General features: G+C 47.7%; 15 protein-coding genes, 1 tRNA gene and 1 other RNA gene. 9 read left to right on the top strand and 8 right to left on the bottom strand.

Going from position 1 to position 18217, the window contains the following annotated elements; genetic code table 11:
• Positions 1-111 precede the first annotated feature (111 nt).
• Both ACN084_RS06105 and ACN084_RS06100 read right to left on the bottom strand, forming a co-directional pair.
• Complete coding sequence (locus ACN084_RS06105; RefSeq protein ID WP_419106238.1) at positions 112-1098, bottom strand: 3-methyladenine DNA glycosylase; 987 nt, start codon at positions 1096-1098, stop codon at positions 112-114.
• 45 nt (positions 1099-1143) lie between these two features.
• Positions 1144-2439 (bottom strand): aspartate kinase, encoded by a 1296-nt coding sequence (locus ACN084_RS06100; RefSeq protein WP_419106237.1) that lies wholly within the window; start codon positions 2437-2439, stop codon positions 1144-1146.
• Between the two features lie 412 nt (positions 2440-2851).
• On the opposite strand from ACN084_RS06100, the gene ACN084_RS06095 reads away from it, so the two are divergent.
• Complete coding sequence (locus tag ACN084_RS06095; RefSeq protein ID WP_419106236.1) at positions 2852-3358, top strand: DUF2087 domain-containing protein; 507 nt, start codon at positions 2852-2854, stop codon at positions 3356-3358.
• Between the two features lie 26 nt (positions 3359-3384).
• Here ACN084_RS06095 and recR read toward each other — a convergent pair whose 3' ends face one another.
• The 3 genes from recR to ffs form a co-directional block, all read right to left on the bottom strand.
• The gene (gene recR, locus ACN084_RS06090) at positions 3385-4356 is read right to left on the bottom strand and encodes a recombination mediator RecR (protein ID WP_419106235.1); all 972 of its coding nucleotides are present in this window, start codon (positions 4354-4356) and stop codon (positions 3385-3387) included.
• Between the two features lie 49 nt (positions 4357-4405).
• Positions 4406-6892, bottom strand: a complete 2487-nt coding sequence (locus ACN084_RS06085) for a DNA polymerase III subunit gamma and tau (protein WP_419106234.1) — start codon at positions 6890-6892, stop codon at positions 4406-4408.
• A gap of 121 nt (positions 6893-7013) precedes the next feature.
• An RNA gene (ffs, locus tag ACN084_RS06080) (signal recognition particle sRNA small type) lies at positions 7014-7110 on the bottom strand.
• Between the two features lie 174 nt (positions 7111-7284).
• On the opposite strand from ffs, the gene ACN084_RS06075 reads away from it, so the two are divergent.
• Positions 7285-7372, top strand: a tRNA-Ser gene (locus ACN084_RS06075).
• 762 nt (positions 7373-8134) lie between these two features.
• The gene (locus tag ACN084_RS06070; RefSeq protein WP_419106233.1) at positions 8135-8746 is read left to right on the top strand and encodes a hypothetical protein; all 612 of its coding nucleotides are present in this window, start codon (positions 8135-8137) and stop codon (positions 8744-8746) included.
• A gap of 168 nt (positions 8747-8914) precedes the next feature.
• Here ACN084_RS06070 and ACN084_RS06065 read toward each other — a convergent pair whose 3' ends face one another.
• Complete coding sequence (locus ACN084_RS06065) at positions 8915-9580, bottom strand: TetR/AcrR family transcriptional regulator (RefSeq protein ID WP_419103822.1); 666 nt, start codon at positions 9578-9580, stop codon at positions 8915-8917.
• Positions 9581-9730: 150 nt separating this feature from the next.
• Here ACN084_RS06065 and ACN084_RS06060 point away from each other — a divergent pair, with 150 nt between their 5' ends.
• From ACN084_RS06060 to ykgO, 6 genes are all read left to right on the top strand, one after another.
• Positions 9731-10534 carry a hydroxymethylpyrimidine/phosphomethylpyrimidine kinase gene (locus tag ACN084_RS06060; RefSeq protein WP_419106232.1) on the top strand — a complete coding sequence of 268 codons (804 nt, stop codon included), beginning with the start codon at positions 9731-9733 and terminating at the stop codon, positions 10532-10534.
• A 241-nt stretch (positions 10535-10775) separates the two neighbouring features.
• Positions 10776-11468, top strand: a complete 693-nt coding sequence (locus ACN084_RS06055; RefSeq protein WP_419103820.1) for a queuosine precursor transporter — start codon at positions 10776-10778, stop codon at positions 11466-11468.
• A 153-nt stretch (positions 11469-11621) separates the two neighbouring features.
• The gene (locus ACN084_RS06050; RefSeq protein WP_419106231.1) at positions 11622-13052 is read left to right on the top strand and encodes an amino acid permease; all 1431 of its coding nucleotides are present in this window, start codon (positions 11622-11624) and stop codon (positions 13050-13052) included.
• 268 nt (positions 13053-13320) lie between these two features.
• The gene (locus ACN084_RS06045) at positions 13321-14691 is read left to right on the top strand and encodes an amino acid permease (protein ID WP_419102399.1); all 1371 of its coding nucleotides are present in this window, start codon (positions 13321-13323) and stop codon (positions 14689-14691) included.
• A 216-nt stretch (positions 14692-14907) separates the two neighbouring features.
• The gene (locus tag ACN084_RS06040; RefSeq protein ID WP_419106230.1) at positions 14908-16008 is read left to right on the top strand and encodes a GTP-binding protein; all 1101 of its coding nucleotides are present in this window, start codon (positions 14908-14910) and stop codon (positions 16006-16008) included.
• 33 nt (positions 16009-16041) lie between these two features.
• Positions 16042-16164 (top strand): type B 50S ribosomal protein L36, encoded by a 123-nt coding sequence (gene ykgO / locus ACN084_RS06035; protein ID WP_419102357.1) that lies wholly within the window; start codon positions 16042-16044, stop codon positions 16162-16164.
• A gap of 99 nt (positions 16165-16263) precedes the next feature.
• On the opposite strand, the gene ACN084_RS06030 is transcribed toward ykgO, so the two are convergent.
• The gene (locus tag ACN084_RS06030) at positions 16264-16719 is read right to left on the bottom strand and encodes a hypothetical protein (RefSeq protein WP_419106229.1); all 456 of its coding nucleotides are present in this window, start codon (positions 16717-16719) and stop codon (positions 16264-16266) included.
• Between the two features lie 73 nt (positions 16720-16792).
• On the bottom strand, positions 16793-18097 hold the full coding sequence (tgt, locus tag ACN084_RS06025) for a tRNA guanosine(34) transglycosylase Tgt (RefSeq protein WP_419106270.1): 1305 nt from the start codon (positions 18095-18097) through the stop codon (positions 16793-16795).
• Positions 18098-18217: the final 120 nt, after the last annotated feature.

Below are 18217 nucleotides of genomic sequence, written 5' to 3'. Positions count from 1 at the left end.
AAGAACTCATGTGAGGTGGGTTTGAATAGTACACCATACTGTTCAAACCCACCTCAACGCTATTAAAAAGAGCCCCTTCTGAACCTTTGAAAGATACTGGACTCAACGGTGCTAAATGCTGTGAACCTCAACTGATGAGGATGATAGTTCAGGAGAATACACCGAAGAGACACACTCTAAAAGACGGGTACGTAATTGCTGAGCACGGGCTGCAAAACCACGTTGATAACGCACATATTCTGCTTTACCGGAAGGAGTCTCCACCTCAACAGGGGTATAACCCCAATCGTGGAGATCATAAGGTGCTGCCCGCATATCAAGCTCACGTACTTCCCACGCCAGCTCAAAACAATCCAGAAGAAGCTGAGAATCAACCAAAGGAAGAAGCTTATACGCCCACTTATAAACATCCATGTTCGCATGCAAACATGCTGGCTGTTCAAGAACAGGCTGTTGCTGACGGGTTGGTTGTAACTCATTCTTTGGGGCGGCCTGTGGCATGAAGAACCGGAAAGCATCAAAATGTGAGCAACGGATACGATGAGAATCTAACACCTCATTAGTGCCTTCAGCACCTAACCGTAAAGGTAAATAATCATGGCGGATATTATTCTCTATGGAACGATACGCCATCGCCCATTCGTGCATCCCAAAACACCCGAAAAAGCCATTTTTCTGGGAAGTATTCGAAAGGATTTCATAGGTATAACTTACGGCTTCAGAACGTCGTTGCAAAAATTGTGCAACATCAACCGTAACAGCACAATCGCTAGAAAAAATACGTTCTTTATGTGCTGCACTAAGCGGTAATCGAGCAATATCTTCAGCGCTTAGACGCATATAAAATTTCTGCTGAGCATACTCAGGTGCATCAAGCAAAATAACACCAACACCGGGATGCCAACGCTTAAACTGTGCAGGCTTGAGGGTGTAGTAAGTGAAAAGGAAATCCTCAACCGGGTGTTTTTCTCCGCGATGGCGTCTTGCTAAATATGGGTCCGCAAAAACAGCGGCACGTTCGTGATGTTCACGCGCGTACTTCTGCCACTGCTCAGGCTCATAAACGACCCATGAAAATGCCTCAACGGAAAAACTCATAGGAAGTATTTTACCGTTGAGGCATCACAGAATCTGCGTGAGTCTTTAGCGACCTGTACCACCGTAAACAGTCGCTTCGCCTTCAGCGTCAAGATTAAAAGCCGTATGCACGGCGCGTACCGCTTCGTCGAGCTTATCTAAATCGGTGATAACAGAAATACGAATCTCTGAGGTTGAAATCATCTGAACGTTGATTCCGGCTTGACTTAAGGCTTCAAAAAAGGTGAAAGAAACACCCGAATGTGCTTTCATACCAGCACCCACGAGAGAGAGCTTACCAATCTCTTCGGTGTAGCGTAGCTCCGTAAAACCGACCTCTTCTTGTGCTTGCTCCAGACGTTTCACAGCTTTTGCTCCCTGATCTTGAGGAAGAGTAAAAGTAATGTCGGTAACGTCAGGGCGGTCTGTAGAAACGTTCTGAACAATCATGTCCAGATTCACGTTAACTTCGTTGAGCAAACCAAAGACTTTCGCAGCAGAACCCGGAGTGTCAACAACCCCAATAAGAGTAACTTTTGCTTGGCTGCGGTCATGTGCAACACCAGAGATAAGAGGCTGTTCCAAGGGAATCTCCTTTAGACGATTAGGGGTTAGTTCTTTAGAATTCTCGGGAATAACAAGTGTCCCCTCCAACTCAGAAAAGGATGAACGAACATGTAATTTCAAGTTAAAACGGCGCGCATACTCTACACAGCGCAGATGCAAAATTTTTGAACCGTTCGCTGCCATCTCAAGCATCTCTTCGCTAGTAATGGTCTCCAACTTATGGGCGGTCGGAACAACACGCGGATCAGCTGAGAAAACACCATCCACATCAGAATAAATCTCACAGACATCAGCATTTAAAGCGGCAGCTAATGCGACTGCGGTAGTGTCTGACCCGCCACGCCCTAACGTTGTAATATCACCGGTCTGACGGTTCATTCCCTGAAAACCGGCAACGATAGCAATATCGCCCTCTGCTAATGCGGCATGAATACGTTGCGGAGTAACCTCTACAAGACGAGCAGCGCCGTGTACCCCATCCGTAATCATCCCAGCTTGAGAACCGGTAAAAGATTTCGCCTTGACGCCTAGACTATTAATAGCCATAGATAACGCTGCCATAGAGATACGTTCCCCAGCGGTCAGAAGCATATCCAGTTCTCGTGAAGGAGAAGAATCGGAAGTAATCTCTGCGGCAAGATCTAATAGTTCGTCGGTGGTATCTCCCATCGCGGAGACGACCACTACCACATCATTCCCTGCTTTTCGGGTATCCACAATACGTTTGGCTACGCGTTTGATACCGTCTGCATCTGCGACCGATGAACCACCAAATTTTTGAACAATCAGGCTCATAAACTTACTCCACTAGATTTTCTTCTGAAATAACCGTCAGAGGGCTGACGATTCTGCATCCATACTAGAGTAGTTCAGTGTTCAAGTGGTAAACGCGTCTCAAACGTAGACATTGCTACACAGATTACTTCATATTAACCCATGTTGTGTAACCTGAAACACTATATTAATTGTGTTTTTCGTACCCCATGATGTATCCTCACTTTAGGCGAACCCTAACGCCTAACGGCATCGTTGAACCCTAGCTTAAACAATGCACCGTAAAGGGGAAAGACTCCTCCTGGGATACACCACAACACCCCAGCACCTCTACTTCCTCAGTAAAAGACGGTGCACAACGTGGTACACATCGAGTTCACATCATCAGATAACACTAATAAGTAGGCTAGGGATACACACGTAAGGGTTATCCATGACAGCTCAACGCAACTTCAAATCTCAAGTCCGCGCTCGCATGCAACAAACAGGGGTAAACTACACCACCGCTCGCATGGAATTACTCAAAGAGTACGAAGAACGGTATCAGAACGCACGTAGAGAAGCCTATCAAGAACACCAAACTATCGTTTCTCGATTCTTTAAAGACGGCGCGATGACCGTTATGCCATCAAAACGTCGAACACGAGCACATATTCTGCTGTACCTAGTTAACTATTTTCAGGTTGGCCGTACCTACACCGAACAAGAAGTAAACTACATCCTTCATGAGTTATGGCCAGATTTTGCGTACTTGCGCAGAGAACTCGTCGACTATGGGTATTTAGAACGCAACACTCGCGCTGAATATTGGTTAACATCCTTTGGCCCCGAACGATGGGGAACTGTTCTACACGATGAAGCTCCAGCGTGGGAATTCTACTGGCTACCAGAGTATTTAAATGGGCAAGAAAAACAGGTAGATTTCTTCAACACGATATAAACTCCTCAGGCAATACGCAGCGCCACTCACTGCCAAGGGTTTACATAGGTTCGCCCCGGGATAGGCGGAATCTGAGGGGTCGGGGTACGTAACGGAGTCTTCTTTAACTCCTCTAAGCGTTCTTGATAGCTCTGCTGCTGAGATGAAGAATCATCTTGTTCTTCTGGGCGAGAGCTACCCTTAGAATCCGTTGTTTCGGGGCTGAGTTTTTCTAAAAGTGGTTCATTGAGAGTGCTCTGCTGCGGTGCATCTTCATGTTCTTCAGATAAATCTTCGAACATTGAACCATTCCATCTTGGACGAGGTTGCGGGGTCGGTGCGTTCTGAACTTGTCGTTCTTGATCTTCAGTAACAGCTTGAGTAAATGCTTCCGCATGGTTTTCTGTCTGGTGGCGGTTACCTTCAGCGATAATACGGCGACCTTCTAACGCACGTCCAAGAGTAATTTCATCTGCGTATTCAAGGTCTCCGCCTACAGGCAATCCAGAAGCTAAGCGAGAGACTCGCACACCTAAAGGAACAAGTAACCGAGAAAGATACGTTGCTGTAGCTTCACCCTCAAGGTTGGGATCCATCGCCAAAATAATTTCTTCGATACGTTCGTCAGCAAGACGTGCAATGAGCTCACGAATACGAAGCTGCTCAGGCGTAAGCCCCGCTAAAGGGTTAATGGCCCCACCTAAGACATGGTAACGTCCATGAAAAGAACGAGTACGTTCAATAGAAATCACGTCTTTTGACTCTTCAACAACGCATAGCGTCGTTGGGGTACGACGTTCATCGCGACAGATAGCGCATTGGTCTGTTTCGGAGATATTTCCGCATATTTGGCAGAAACTAACGGTATTTTTGACGGTGTTGATTGCGTTAGTGAGTTTTTGCATTTCTGAAGAATCAGCATTCAGAATATGAAAGGCGATACGCTGGGCAGACTTTGGCCCCACACCTGGCAATCTGCCAAGCTCATCGATGAGGTTCTGCACCGCAGCATCGTACATAGAGATAGCTCCTTATATATGGGTAGAACACGAATAGAAAAGTACGTGTTTAGTGTTTGATGTTGTCGATGACAACTCCACCAAGAATTTTTTCAACGGCCCGTTGCCCAATGAGCATGATTTTCTCTAACGGTTCATCTTCATCCGAGGGGACAAAATCTTCTTCTACGAGATTCTTATCCGAATTCTCTTCAGCTTTTTCGTGTACGGAGCGGTTTCCTTCGGCTACTTCTTTAGCGTATTTTTCGCGGAAGCTTGGTGCTGTATCTTCGTGTTTTTCGCCGTCGTTTTCTACGTTTTGAGTTTCGTCTTCAGCTTCTTCTGGTTGTTCTGGTGCAACCGAGATATCTGGGCGTTTCCAGTGCTGTGAGGTGGGATGATTTTCTCGTGAGGAATTGTGCAGAGATGGTGCTTGTCCATCAATCACACGTAAGTGTGGGTGTTCTTCTGCAGGTTCTTCTGCATCGTATTCGTCTGCCTCATCAGTTAGTTCGTGCTCGTTCTCGGCACTGTCGTTGTGCGTTATCTCTGCTAGTTCTGGTTCTTCATCTGGGTCTGGTACGGGGCTAAGAACTGTTGTTTTCGGGTGTTCTGGCGTTGAAGATTCTGTTGTTTGTTCTTCGTCGGGGTGCGACGGTACAGGAGCTACTTCCCAGTCGGTAACGGGCGCATTCCAATTTTCGGGGCTAAATTCTGGGGCTTTTCCTGTATGAGGTTGTAGGTGTTCGTTCCACTGTTGCTGTGCTTGTGCTGGTTGTTCAGTGGTAGGTTCTTGTGGCTGTTCCGTTGTAACGGTGTGGGAGGGCTGGGGTGATGGCGCGTTTTGTGGTGCAGTTTTGAGGACTTTTGCATGAATTTCGCAACGGGCACCGAAGACTTTAAAGAGGGCATTTTTGAGGAGGGGGAGAAACTCTTTAACGCCTCGTAATGTTTGGATATCAGCTTCGATGTAGAGTGCGTTGTTGGTGAAATCGCAGGGGTTACAGTGGCTAAATCTTTCTTGCACTTGGCTTTCGGGTATGGCTTCGAGAACTTCTTTCCATCGTGTGGTGATGGCGTTGAGAAGTGCTGCTCCTGTGAGTGGCGCGTAGGGGGTGTTTGCTGTGTGGGAAGATGAGGTATCCTCGGCAGCGGGCTGAGCGGGCTGAGCGGGCTGAGCGGGCTGAGCGGGCTGAGCGGGCTGAGCGGGCTGAGCGGGCTGAGCGGGCTGAGCGGGCTGAGCGGGCTGAGCGGGCTGAGCGGGCTGAGCCGAAGCCAACGGCGGAGCAGATAACGGCGGACGACTCATCGATTGAGCGCCCTGCTCACTCGCAGATAACGAATGCTCTGCGCGAGCTGTAGAACGACTAGCATCGTCCTCGTTCTCTTCAACAAGAGAACGCACACGACGCTCAAGGCGATCTAAACGTGCGCCGACAGCGCCAATAGACTTCTCAGAAGCCGGCAAAAGAATACGAGCACATAACAACTCCAAATGAAGCTGAGGTGATGTCGCACCACTCATCTCGTTGAGCGCATGGCTAGTAACATCGGCTGCCCGTGAAAGCTCTGCAGCACCAAAAGCCGAGGCCTGCTGGCGTAGACGTTCAACCTGATCTGCGCTCATATTCTGAAGTATGCTTTCAACAGACCCGTGAACCGCCTGAATGATAATCAAATCACGTAAACGCTCTAGCAAATCTTCAACAAAACGACGAGGGTCTTGTCCCGTTTGAATAACACGGTCTACTGAACGGAATACTTCGGAAGCATCTGCCTGAGCAAAAGCGAAAATAACGTCGTCTAAAAGTCCGCTATGGGTAAAGCCTAATAAAGATGTAGCGACATCATAGGAAATATGCTGTTGCTGAGAACCAGCCATCAACTGGTCAAGGATAGATAGACTATCGCGAACAGACCCACCACCGGCACGAACCACCAGTGGGATAACGCCGTCTTCAACCTGCACGTTTTCTTCTTGGCACAGTTGCAATAGGTAGGAAGAAAGAGTGCTTGGGGGAACAAGCCTAAAAGGGTAGTGATGGGTGCGAGAACGAATCGTTCCGAGAACTTTATTCGGTTCGGTCGTCGCAAAAATAAATTTAATGTGCTCTGGTGGTTCTTCAACAATTTTAAGAAGAGCGTTAAACCCTTCGCGAGTGACCATGTGGGCTTCGTCAATGATGAAGATTTTATAGCGGTCACGAACCGGTGCAAAAGTTGCTCGTTCGCGTAAATCTCGAGCATGGTCGACGCCACCATGTGAGGCGGCGTCCATTTCAATGACGTCTAGGGATCCTCCGCCGTGGCGAGAAAGCTCTTTGCACGAATCGCAGACTCCACAAGGCGTGGGTGTTGGGCCTTCTGCACAGTTGAGGCAGCGCGCGAGGATACGAGCAGACGTTGTTTTGCCGCAACCGCGTGGGCCCGAGAACAGGTAGGCATGATTGACACGGTTATTGGTTAGTGCTGTAATGAGTGGTTCGGTGACGTGTTCCTGACCGATAACCTCGTTAAAGGATTCTGGGCGGTAACGGCGATAAAGTGCAGTGCTCACAGCTCAACCCTATACGTTCGTGCAATAAAAAAGAATCTTGCACCCTAGTCTAATGAATAGGTCAGCGTTAAGGGTAATTTATCCACGCAGAGCAGAAGATGCTTTGTAAAGCTTGGGCATAAAAAAGGACCCCTTACGCACCCGTCAGAGCCCAGATACCCTTGCTGTCTTCCGACCCTGGGGGAGTTCTCCAAGATAACGCCACGTAAGAGGCTGATATAAAGCTTACCTCATAAAGTCATTGAAAGAAAGCTGACAAGGTGGTGAAGCGAAAAACAGTCAGTGGTGTAGCTAACGAAAAAGTTAGGGGCTAGGAATTGCGAACGTTTAAAAAGTGCGGTAGGCTTTTATCTGTTCGCTTACGTGAAGCTTGAGAAAGCTACGTAGCGTTTGGAGGATTCGCCTAGCGGCCTATGGCGCACGCCTGGAACGCGTGTTGGGTTAACGCCCTCGGGGGTTCAAATCCCCCATCCTCCGCCATAAAGCAATGGACTCATTACTATAAACGGTAATGAGTCCATTGCTTTAATATTTAGTTGCCGAGGAGTGTTTGCTCTCTAATCTATTGAGTTGCTCATAGAGGCTTAATCTCAGGTGGCCGATAGTTCTAAGTAAAGCTCTAATTCTTGGGTAGCATGTCTTTTTGTGTCTCATTTTGCGGACGAAAGCGAGTGCTTTGCGTAACATTTTTTGGTAGTTTCCAGAATTGTTCAAATTGCTGACGTCAAAGTTATCTGAGAATTTCCAACCATTTGTCTGATTTTTTGGCAAAAGTGTCGGATAGGCGAAATGTTGCCTGTGGGCCGTTTAGCCGACTTCTGTCCATCTCTATGTCGGCTTTTAAATTTTCCTATTCAAGAGATTTTTTGATGTTTCGACATCCTATTTTTATATATTTCAACTAGTAAATAGGATGTATTTTGTTGTGAAACTTCACTCAAAGAAACACTTAAAATAGCAATAAAGTATTGAAAATAAACTTTATATATTTTCTTATCGATGATAAGTTCACGGAAAACAAAACTCCCGAAAATAAAAGTGTCGTTTTTCTCAAAGCTAAGAATTGGCGAGAGTTTCCTATAGATAACTGAAAAAGTATGAAGTTTTTGTCATTGCACTGAATTCTTATGTCGTTTATATTCTTGAACGGTTGCTTGGAGTTGTCTATGATTTTACCTGAGCTTCATTTTTGATGAATCCTCACGATGGAAACCACACAATATATATAAGAAAAAGGTAATTATGAGTGTCACTCGCCGTAATTTAGTTAAGTCCGCAGCGTGGGCTGCTCCAGTAGTTGTGGCTACTGCTGCTGTCCCCGCTTATGCAGCATCATTTGATGAACCACACACCAACCCAGACCTTCGCTGGAACGGTAGTTCCCGTGTGACTCACTTTGTTGAAGACGGTTATCACGCACATGTCTTCCCAAATCCTGGTGGACCTTTTGGTGTACAGTACCGAAATGTTCTTCCACAGGACACTGTAAGTGACCTTAGTGTTACTTACTGGTTGCCCTTCGATAACTTCACTTTTAGCTCAACACGTGATTCCAGCCCTTTCTGGACTACTCTCTCGCGTGATGAAACGCTAGAACCTCGTGTTGCAACTCAAAACGGTGCACCTCAGACTGTTTATCCGTATACCACTCACTGGGTTGGCGGAAGTAATATCTCTGAAGCTGGACAGAACCGTGGCGGTGGAACTTACTGGTTCCCACGCTATGACTTCTTCTCTAATGAAGGTGACCCAAGTATCTGGAGATCTTATCTTTACCAAATCCGTATGCGTATTAACGGTGGGCCTTTGGAAGACAAGAACGGTCTCGCCCGCACTCAGGTATTTGACCGTTAATATCTAGAGAAATGTAAATATCTACTTTTAAATAGTAGCGTTGTGTCCACAAAAGAAAACTTTTGTGGACACAACGCATTTAAGCAATAAAATAATATTTTATAAAAAATATGCGTGGGGTTTGATAAAACTTATCAAACCCCACGCATATAAATAAGAGGTGTACGGCTAAGAAACAGCTACTAAATAAGGGCTCTTTCCGTCCAAACGTACAGGATTTCCAACCTCATCAAAACGAGCGCCTAGACCCATTTGAATAAAACGAATCGTTGAATCAATATGACGTTGACGTGCCTTAGCGTCAGGTGTCTCGTCAGTGCGTTCTGCACTAGAAGAGAGAGAACCATGAATAAGACGAGCCATTTCGCGAATGTCGTTCTCTAGAATGTAACCTTGGTCGATAGCTTCTTGAAGTATTTTCCCCAGAACAATCTGTAACGCGGATACGTGCTTACCTAGTTTTGCGAAAGACTCGGGGGAGAGTACTGAGCGCATTGCTGGCCCCGGTGGCATGTGGTGTAGGGAAAGACGCTCAATTTCTAGGCGGATATATACGGCAAGTTTGTCAATCGGGTTGGTAATACCCTCAAGGCCCTCGTTAAGATCGGAGAGGAACTTGTCCGTTTCGTCCATTGCGTATGCTACAAGTAGCTCGCCCATATCTGCAAAATAGTTATAGACTGCGGTGCGTCCAATACCAGCGTTTTTTGCGACGTCGGTCATGGTGAGTCCGGGTAGTCCACGCATGTAGAGGAGTCGACCAAAAGAGTCGAGAATGGCACGTTTGGTGTTCTCGCGTTGTGCCGCGTTTGAGGCTGCAGAAATTCTAGGCATAACGCTACTGTATACTAACTTTGCTCAGATAGTGACAAAAACCGGAAAACTGTCAGCGTAATCTCAGAATGCAGAGTAGCCTGAATCACAAAAACACGGGTTTAGTGTAAAAAACGAGCGAATATCGCTACCACGCGGTACATTGACGCTATGACAAAACGACCCTACGCGTTAACCATCGCCGGTAACGAGGCAACCGGCGGAGCAGGCGCACAAGCAGACCTCAAAACATTCCAAGCCCTCGGCGTTTATGGTTCCCTCGCACTTACCTGCATTGTCTCATTCGACCCTAAGAACGACTGGGCACATCGCTTCGTTCCCGTGGACGCTCAGACTGTGCACGACCAATTAGAAGTAGTGCACGCAACCTACAATCTTGACGCCGTGAAAATTGGAATGCTCGGCACCGTACCCACCATCGAAACAGTGGCACGCTTCCTTGAAGAACACACCCCTAAAAACCTCGTACTAGACCCCGTACTTATCTGTAAGGGACAAGAACCCGGTGCCGCATTAGATATTGACAACGCTCTTAAAGAAAAAATTCTACCGCTGGCAACTTTCGTCACCCCGAACCACTTTGAATCAATGAGCCTGTCTGGTATGGATTCCATCACCACCGTTAAAGAGCTAGAGCAAGCAGCGCGCATCATCCACGAAAAGTCTGGCGCAACAGTTCTGGCAAAAGGTTCTATCCGACTCGAAGGTGATAATGCAGTGGACGTCTACTATGACGGAAACACCCTCGAAGTATTAGAAACACCCAAAATTGATGATGGTGCAGTTGTCGCTGGTGCAGGTTGTACCCTTGCCACTGCCATTACCGGCTACTTGGCGCAAGGAAAAACGCCCCTTGAAGCAGCACAACAGGCGAAAAAGTTTGTGAGTGCCGGTATCGCAGAACGCGTCCGTTCTAACGCGCCCTTTGATGCGCTCTACCAAATCAACCAATAGCACCATCCCTACACAAGCTACGCTGTAACACTCTTGGAGTGTTTATGACAACGCGCAATATGAGGGTACATCGTAGCTTCTGCGGTGACGAATACTATGTATGACCATAAAATTCGTCACCGCAGAAGTTTATCTTCTACCCTGAAGGCACTATACTTCTTCTAGAGAAAATGCCTGGGTGGCAGACGGGCAGCATATCTCAATGACACTCCCTACCTATTTAAGTTCAAGGAGCGACTTTATGCCCGCCACCGCCTCACAACAACACTATGCCCAGCCTTCTCGTACCTACTACGACCTATTACTGTGTGCCTCGGCTATTATTCTTATCCTCTCTAACATTGCTGCCACGAAAGGTGTTGCTTTCGGCAGTATCCTCACTGACGGCGGTTTCTTCCTCTTTCCCTTGGCTTACATTATTGGGGATGTTCTCTCCGAAATTTATGGTTTTGCGCGCACTCGCAGAGTCATTATTATCTCGTTTCTAGCGGCAGCTTTTGCAAGCCTTAGTTTCTGGATACTCATTAAACTTCCGAGTGCAGACTACTACGAGAACCAACAAGCCTTAGAAGCTGTGCTGGGTCCGGTGCCGTTGATTGTTGCTGGCTCTCTTGCTGGATACCTTATTGGGCAGCTACTGAACTCATGGGTTATGGTTGCCATGAAAAAACGTTTTGACGGTAAGTTCCTTGTTGGACGGCTTGTTGGATCTACCTTAGTAGGCGAACTTGCGGACACTATTATTTTCTGCACGGTTGCTGCACCGATTCTTGGAATTAGTACTTTTGATAATTACCTCAATTATGTTCTTGTCGGCTATTTCTATAAATGTCTTGTCGAACTTGTGCTGATGCCCGTCACTGTTCCGGTGATTTCGTGGTTTAAGAAGAATGAGCCAACTTATCGGAGCGTATCTGAGACGGCTTCTTCGTAGATTCGTGATGCTGTATAGAGAAGATAAGATGTGGCGCATCTAAAAGACCATAATCTGAACAAAACTCCGAAAGAGTGAGCCAAGAGCTGTAGCATATGTATCATCCAGTATGCATGTATATGCATTACCATCCACACCCATAAGGTATACCCCATGGCTTCTCAACAAGAACCCACTCCAGACGGCGGACTCGAACGCTCACTGAGCCACGGTCAAATGACCATGATTGCCCTCGGACTAGCCGTCGGCACCGGACTATTCCTCGGCTCTGGCGGAGCCATTGCCATTGCCGGCCCAGCCGTCATTATCTCCTACATGATTGGCTCACTCATTGCCGCAATCATCGGCGCTTGTGCCGGCGAAATGGCCGTACGCTATCCCGTTCGTGGTGGCTTTGGCACGCTCGCCGGAAAATTCCTCGGACCCTATGCCGGATACACTACGCGATGGGCATATTGGGCGACGACTGTACCTCTCACCGGCGCCGAACTTGTAGCCGTCGGACAATACATGACCTACTGGTACCCCACCGTACCCCTCTGGATATGGGTTGCCCTCTCAGGGGCAATCATTGTGGGGCTGAACCTCACGAGCGTTAAATCTTTTGGAACACTTGAATTCTTCCTTTCTTCCATCAAAGTTATTGCCGTAATCGTTTTCATCATCTTTGGCTTATTGCTGGTCTTTGTTGGTCTTCCATCAAGTCCCGCAGTTGGTATCCAAAACCTCACCAACGACGGCGGATTCATGCCAAATGGATTGTCCTCAATCTGGCTCGCTTTGGCTATCGTGATGTTCTCCTTCGGCGGTATCGAACTCATCTCTATCTCTGCTGCAGAGGCGAAAGACCCTGTGCGTTCGGTTCGAGCTTCAGCCAAAGCGATGATGTGGCGTCTTGCAACGTTCTATGTACTAGCACTTTTCGTTGTCGTTTCTATCATTCCTTGGCGTGAAGCCTCATCCCTTCACGGAGAGATTGAGACCTCTCCTTTTGTACTCGTCTTCTCTCAACTGAACATCCCCTATATTGCGGGTATCACTAACTTTGTTGTTCTGATTGCTGCTCTTTCTGGAGCTAATGCCGCCCTTTACGCCGCAACACGGCAGCTTCACGCCTTGGGACACGATCGTATGGCGCCCGCAATTTTTGCGCGAACCACCTCGCAGGGTATTCCGGCACTTGCTTTAGGCGTTTCGATGCTTGGCTCTGTTGTTGCTATTGTGATGGCTATTTCTGGTGTTGGCGGTATTTTCTCGTTGATGATGGCTTTGGTCATTCTCTGCGTCCTTGTTACGTGGACGATGATTCTTCTGAGCTACATCAGCTTTAAACGCGTTGAGGGTAACAGTTCTCCATTCCGTGTATGGGGCGGTTCTGCAACTGCTTCACTAGGTCTAATTGGTGTTTTCGCAACCTTCTTAGCGCTTTTCTTCATTGGTAATATGACCACTTCTGCGATGGTTGGTGTTGGCTTCTTCGCCCTCATCACTGTGGTCTATTTTGCAGGTGTTCGCTCTCGTCAACACGTTGATGACACTGCTTTTGAAGAGGCTCGTTCACATGTTGAGCATTATCAAAACTAGTGGATAACACACTAGACGGTTCGCACCATATTGCACGGTTGATATGAACTATCGCGCATCATATGGTGCGAACCGTAACGTTTTTCTTCTCTTTTTGTTTATCTTCTTCATCTTTTTGAGGGTTCTGTCTATCTTTTGGTAGTTTTGAAAACTCTACGGAGGACGAGGAACTCTCGCATCATAAAGGATATATATTGTGGCAACTTCGGTGACTAGATCTACATTCGAAGATTCTCGAAACCTTAAGCGTTCTTTGACCCATGGTCAGATGACGATGATTGTGTTGGGCTCAGCATTAGGTACAGGGCTTTTCCTTGGCTCTGGTAGCGCTATTGCGTTAGCTGGTCCAGCAGTTATTCTCTCGTATGCTTGTGGCTCTTTGCTTGCTGCCATTATTGGCGGAGCAACGGGGGAGATGGCAGTTCATTCTCCGGTGCGCGGCGGTTTTGGGTCTATCGCTGGTAAGTATCTTGGGCCTTTCGCCGGATTTTTGACGCGTTGGGCTTATTGGACGTGCACCATGGTCATTACCGGTATTGAGCTCGTTGCGGTGGCCTCTTATCTGAAGTTCTGGTGGCCACAGCTTCCGTTATGGGTCGGTATTGTGGCCTTTGGTGCCCTAATTATCTTGTTGAACATTCGTTCTGTGCATTATTTTGGCGTGATGGAGTTTGCTTTATCGTCGGTGAAAGTGATTGCGCTGAGTGCCTTTATTCTGGTGGGTTTGTGCTTGGTGTTCTTCGGTTTGCCGGGGCATGCTGCTACGGGTATTGCGCATTTGAGTGATGACGGTGGTTTTATGCCGGGTGGTATTAAGTCTGTGTGGCTTTCGTTGGCGATTGTGATGTTTTCTTTTGGCGGTATTGAGATGATTTCTATTTCTGCTGCTGAAGCGAAAAATCCGGCTCGTTCGGTGCGTTCTTCTGCCAAAGCGATGATGTGGCGTCTTGCAACGTTTTATATTCTTTCGTTGTTTGTGGTTGTTTCGGTGATTCCTTGGCGTCAGGCTGCAACGTTTAATGGGGAAGTTGAGGGTTCACCTTTTGTGTTGGTGTTCTCTGAGCTGGGTATTCCTGCGATTGCGACAATCACTAACCTTGTGGTGTTGGTGGCTTCGCTTTCTGCGGCGAATGCAAATCTTTATGCGGGTACTCGTTTGATGCATTCTTTGGCTGCTGATTCTATGGCTCCTCGGATGATGTCTCGTACGAATCGTCAAGGTATTCCTGTTCGGGCGATGTGGCTTTCTACGCTGGGTGTTGTTTTAGCTATTCTTTTGGCAGTGTTTAAACCTGGTGATGCTTTTGGCACGATGATTACGCTGGTTATGGTGAGTGCTTTGACGGTGTGGGTTCTGATTCTTTTGGCGTATCTTGCGTTTAAACGTGTTGAAGGTAATTCGTCTGCGTTTCGTCTTTGGGGCGGTCGTGCGACGGGTGCTCTGGGAATTGTAGGACTTTGTGCCGTATGGTCTGCGCTTTTTGCTACTCAGGGGACGATTGCTCCTGCTACGGTTGGGGTTGCGTATTTTGTGGTTTTGACGATGGTGTATTTTGCGGTGGTACGTAAGGTTCATGTTGTGGACGAGAGCGCTTTTGAGGAGGCTCGGCGTGCTAGTGGGTCTTCTTCAGAGGCTTGATGTTTTATTAAAACTTTTTCTGCACAACTCTTGTATATGAGAATCGTTATCGTTTAGACTGTAGATATTAGAACGCATGATCTTCTCATGCATTCAATGTCTGTGTGTTGCTCAAGGCCCCCGCCTCAAGGGGGCCTTGGCGTTTAATATCTCGTGTCGAACAACATGCTCCTTCTGAAGTTTACATGAGAACGATTCTCATTTATGCTTAGGTGTATGTCCATCACAGCTATCTCATCACTAAGCCATTGGGCACGAGACAACGCCCTCAATACCGCCCTCAAAGCGCTTAAAAACAACGCAGAGACCACGCCTACCATCCTCAGCTTCGACATCCTCGACCCCGAAGAAAACGCGCACCCCGAAAAAATCACCATACGAGTCACCCGAAACCACCACGAGACCACCAAAACCACCGACATCATCCTCAAAAGTAACTGCTCATCCTGCGCAACTACACTCCTCCTCTCCGACTGCCTACAACTATCAGATAACACAGAAGACATTCTCATCCTCCTACCACCAGGAGTATCCCTCAACACCGTCATCAACGTCGCAGAAAAACTAGAACACCACATACACAGCGCCATCCTCGCCCTCGACATCAGCACCATCGAAGACGAACTCTGGGACAACAAACCCCTCGAACAACGAGGCCTCAACGGTGGCTGCGAAGACGAACGAACCCCCGGAGAATTCATCATCACCGAAATCGCCTGGGCAGACACCGCCATCACTTCAGAAATACCCTTCACCCACAGCACCGACACCGAAAAACACCGCGCCCAAGAACTCCTCGCACACCTCGGAACACACCTAAAAATCATCTCCTGCACAGAAACAACACAACCCATCTGCGGATGCCACCAACGAGAAGACAGCATTCAACGAACACAAGCCGGACACCTAGGAATCAACACCCAAGAACTCACCCCCATTACCAACAAAACCCCACAACACACACCTATCAACACCGCCATACGCACCGGAAAAAACTTCACCACCGTCGTCTTCACAACCTCCGGAATCCTCCACCACGACAGATTCGCCTCCGCACTACCACACCTAGCAGAAGGCAACTGCCGACTTCGCGGAACACTCTGCATCAACAGCTACGGTTCAGAACGTATCGCCATCGAAGGCATCGGGCCCTTCGTCTGGCTCGAACAACAAGGGCAATGGGAACAACAAGAACCACACAACACCATCGCCATCACCGGAGACGACCTCAACCCCACCGAACTCCAAGAACTTCTCAACCAGTGCATTATCACTGGAGAAGAAATAGCAGAAAACCTCCTCAACAGCACCAGCTAAGAGGAACCAACACCCACCCAGAAAAGGAAAAACATGAAAGTTCGTAAATCACTACGCTCACTCAAAAACCTACCCGGAGCACAAGTCGTCCGCAGACGCGGAAAAACCTACGTCATCAACAAGAAAAACCCACGATACAAAGCCCGCCAAGGCTAAAACCCCACCAAAAAAGCCCCTGCTGTACCACCCTTCCAAAAGAACACCAACGAACCACGAGGACACAGCAGGGGCTTACCGCTTAAAAATAGGTGCAAACTACGAAGAAAGAACCTCCTCCAACTTCGTCAAAGAACCCTTCCAGGTAGCAGCCACATCATCATGAACCTGCTCCGGCAACGGACCTACCTCAACCTTCACCGTAATACCTTCACCAACACCAGAAGACGTAATCACCGTACCCGGAACAAAACCAATACGAATACCCATCAAATGATCCGTCGGCTCACCCATCGGCCCAGCAATAGACTCCACCAGCTCCAAACCCTCAAGAGAAATCGACTCAAAACGAAGATACACCGGAGCAAAAACATTCAGCTCAGACTCATGCTTCATCGCCAACTGAACACGCCCACCACGCTGAGGCTCAAAAGTCACCGTATCCGGCTGAACTGACCAACCACGCGGCGGATACCACTGCAAAAAGAGATCACGCGAAGTAAACGCAGCCAACAACTCATCAGAACTGACCGCAAAATCATGAGAAACGCTCACAACCTCATTCTCAGAAACATGATCTAACGGAAAACCCGACACAAAACCTCCAAAAATCAAAAAAGAATAAACCCTACTCAGGGCGACGATCAGAATAATAATTACCGAGAAACTCATCACGATACGCAAAATAATCACCCTGATTAATTGCTTCACGAGCATCATCAACCATCTTCACAATAAAACGCTCATTATGGATAGACGCCAACGTCGCAGACAAACGCTCTTCAGCCTTAAACAAGTGATGAAGATACGCACGAGTGTAATGACCGCAGGTATAACAATCACAACCCTCAAAAATCGGACGAAAATCAGTCTTAAAACGAGCATTCGTCAAATTCATACGCCCATCAGGGGTATATACCGCAGAATTACGGGCAACACGAGTCGGCGAAACACAGTCAAAAGTATCAACACCATTCTCAATGCCGGTAAAAATATCGTCCGGCTCAGAAATGCCCAAAAGATGACGAGGCTTATTCTCCGGCAACTCCTCAGTACACCAGCGAACAATCGTCCCCAAATTCTCTTTTTCTAAAGCACCACCAATACCAAAACCATCAAACGGCATCGCACCCAAATCACGACAAGCCTGCCGACGTAAATCCTCATACTGGGCGCCCTGAATAACACCAAACAAAGCCTGATACGGCTTATCAGAACGCTCAACCGTCAAACGCTCATGCTCAGCAATACAACGCAAAGCCCACAAACGAGTACGCTCTAACGCCTCCTCCTGATAACGACGAGAATTATAAAGCGTCGTCAACTCATCAAAAGCAAACATAATATCAGCACCAATTTTATGCTGAACCTGCATCGACACCTCAGGCGTAAACCGGTGCATACTGCCATTAATATGAGACTTAAAATTAACGCCATCATCATCAACATGCGCCATACGCTCACGCCCACGAGCAACATCATCATCACCCAACGGGCGCCCATCAATACCGCGAGCCTGCTCAACGGTGCCCATATCAATCACCTTTTTGAACCCAGAACCTAGGCTCATCACCTGAAAACCACCAGAATCGGTAAACGTCGGACCCGACCAATTCATAAAACGGCCAAGACCACCGGCAGCATCAAGAACATCAGGCCCCGGCTGCAAATACAAGTGATACGCATTCGCCAAAAGAGCCTGCGAACCAAGCTCCTTCATCGCCTCAGGCAAAACAGCCTTAACCGTTGCCTTCGTCCCCACCGGAGTAAAAGCAGGAGTTTGAATATCACCATGAGGAGTATGAATCACACCAGTTCTACCACGAAACTCACCACCATTAGCAGTAGTACGTTCAGCAGAAATCTGCTCACGCTCGGCAAGACGATCACCCAGCTCAAAAGAAAATGTTGGATTAGAAAAATCAGTATTCAGCACGGACACTAGTCTACTCGGTCGCCAGCTACAGACTCCATGACATCCGCACCTGCACACGCTAAGCCGTGCTAACTCACACTCCCCACATCAGACACCAGCACATAACCCTGCTAGGCT

Source organism: Rothia sp. P7208, from assembly GCF_048512915.1.
GTDB lineage: Bacteria > Actinomycetota > Actinomycetes > Actinomycetales > Micrococcaceae > Rothia.
The sequence above is the reverse complement of the archived record's forward strand: the minus strand, read 5'-3'. Positions and strand labels throughout refer to the sequence as shown.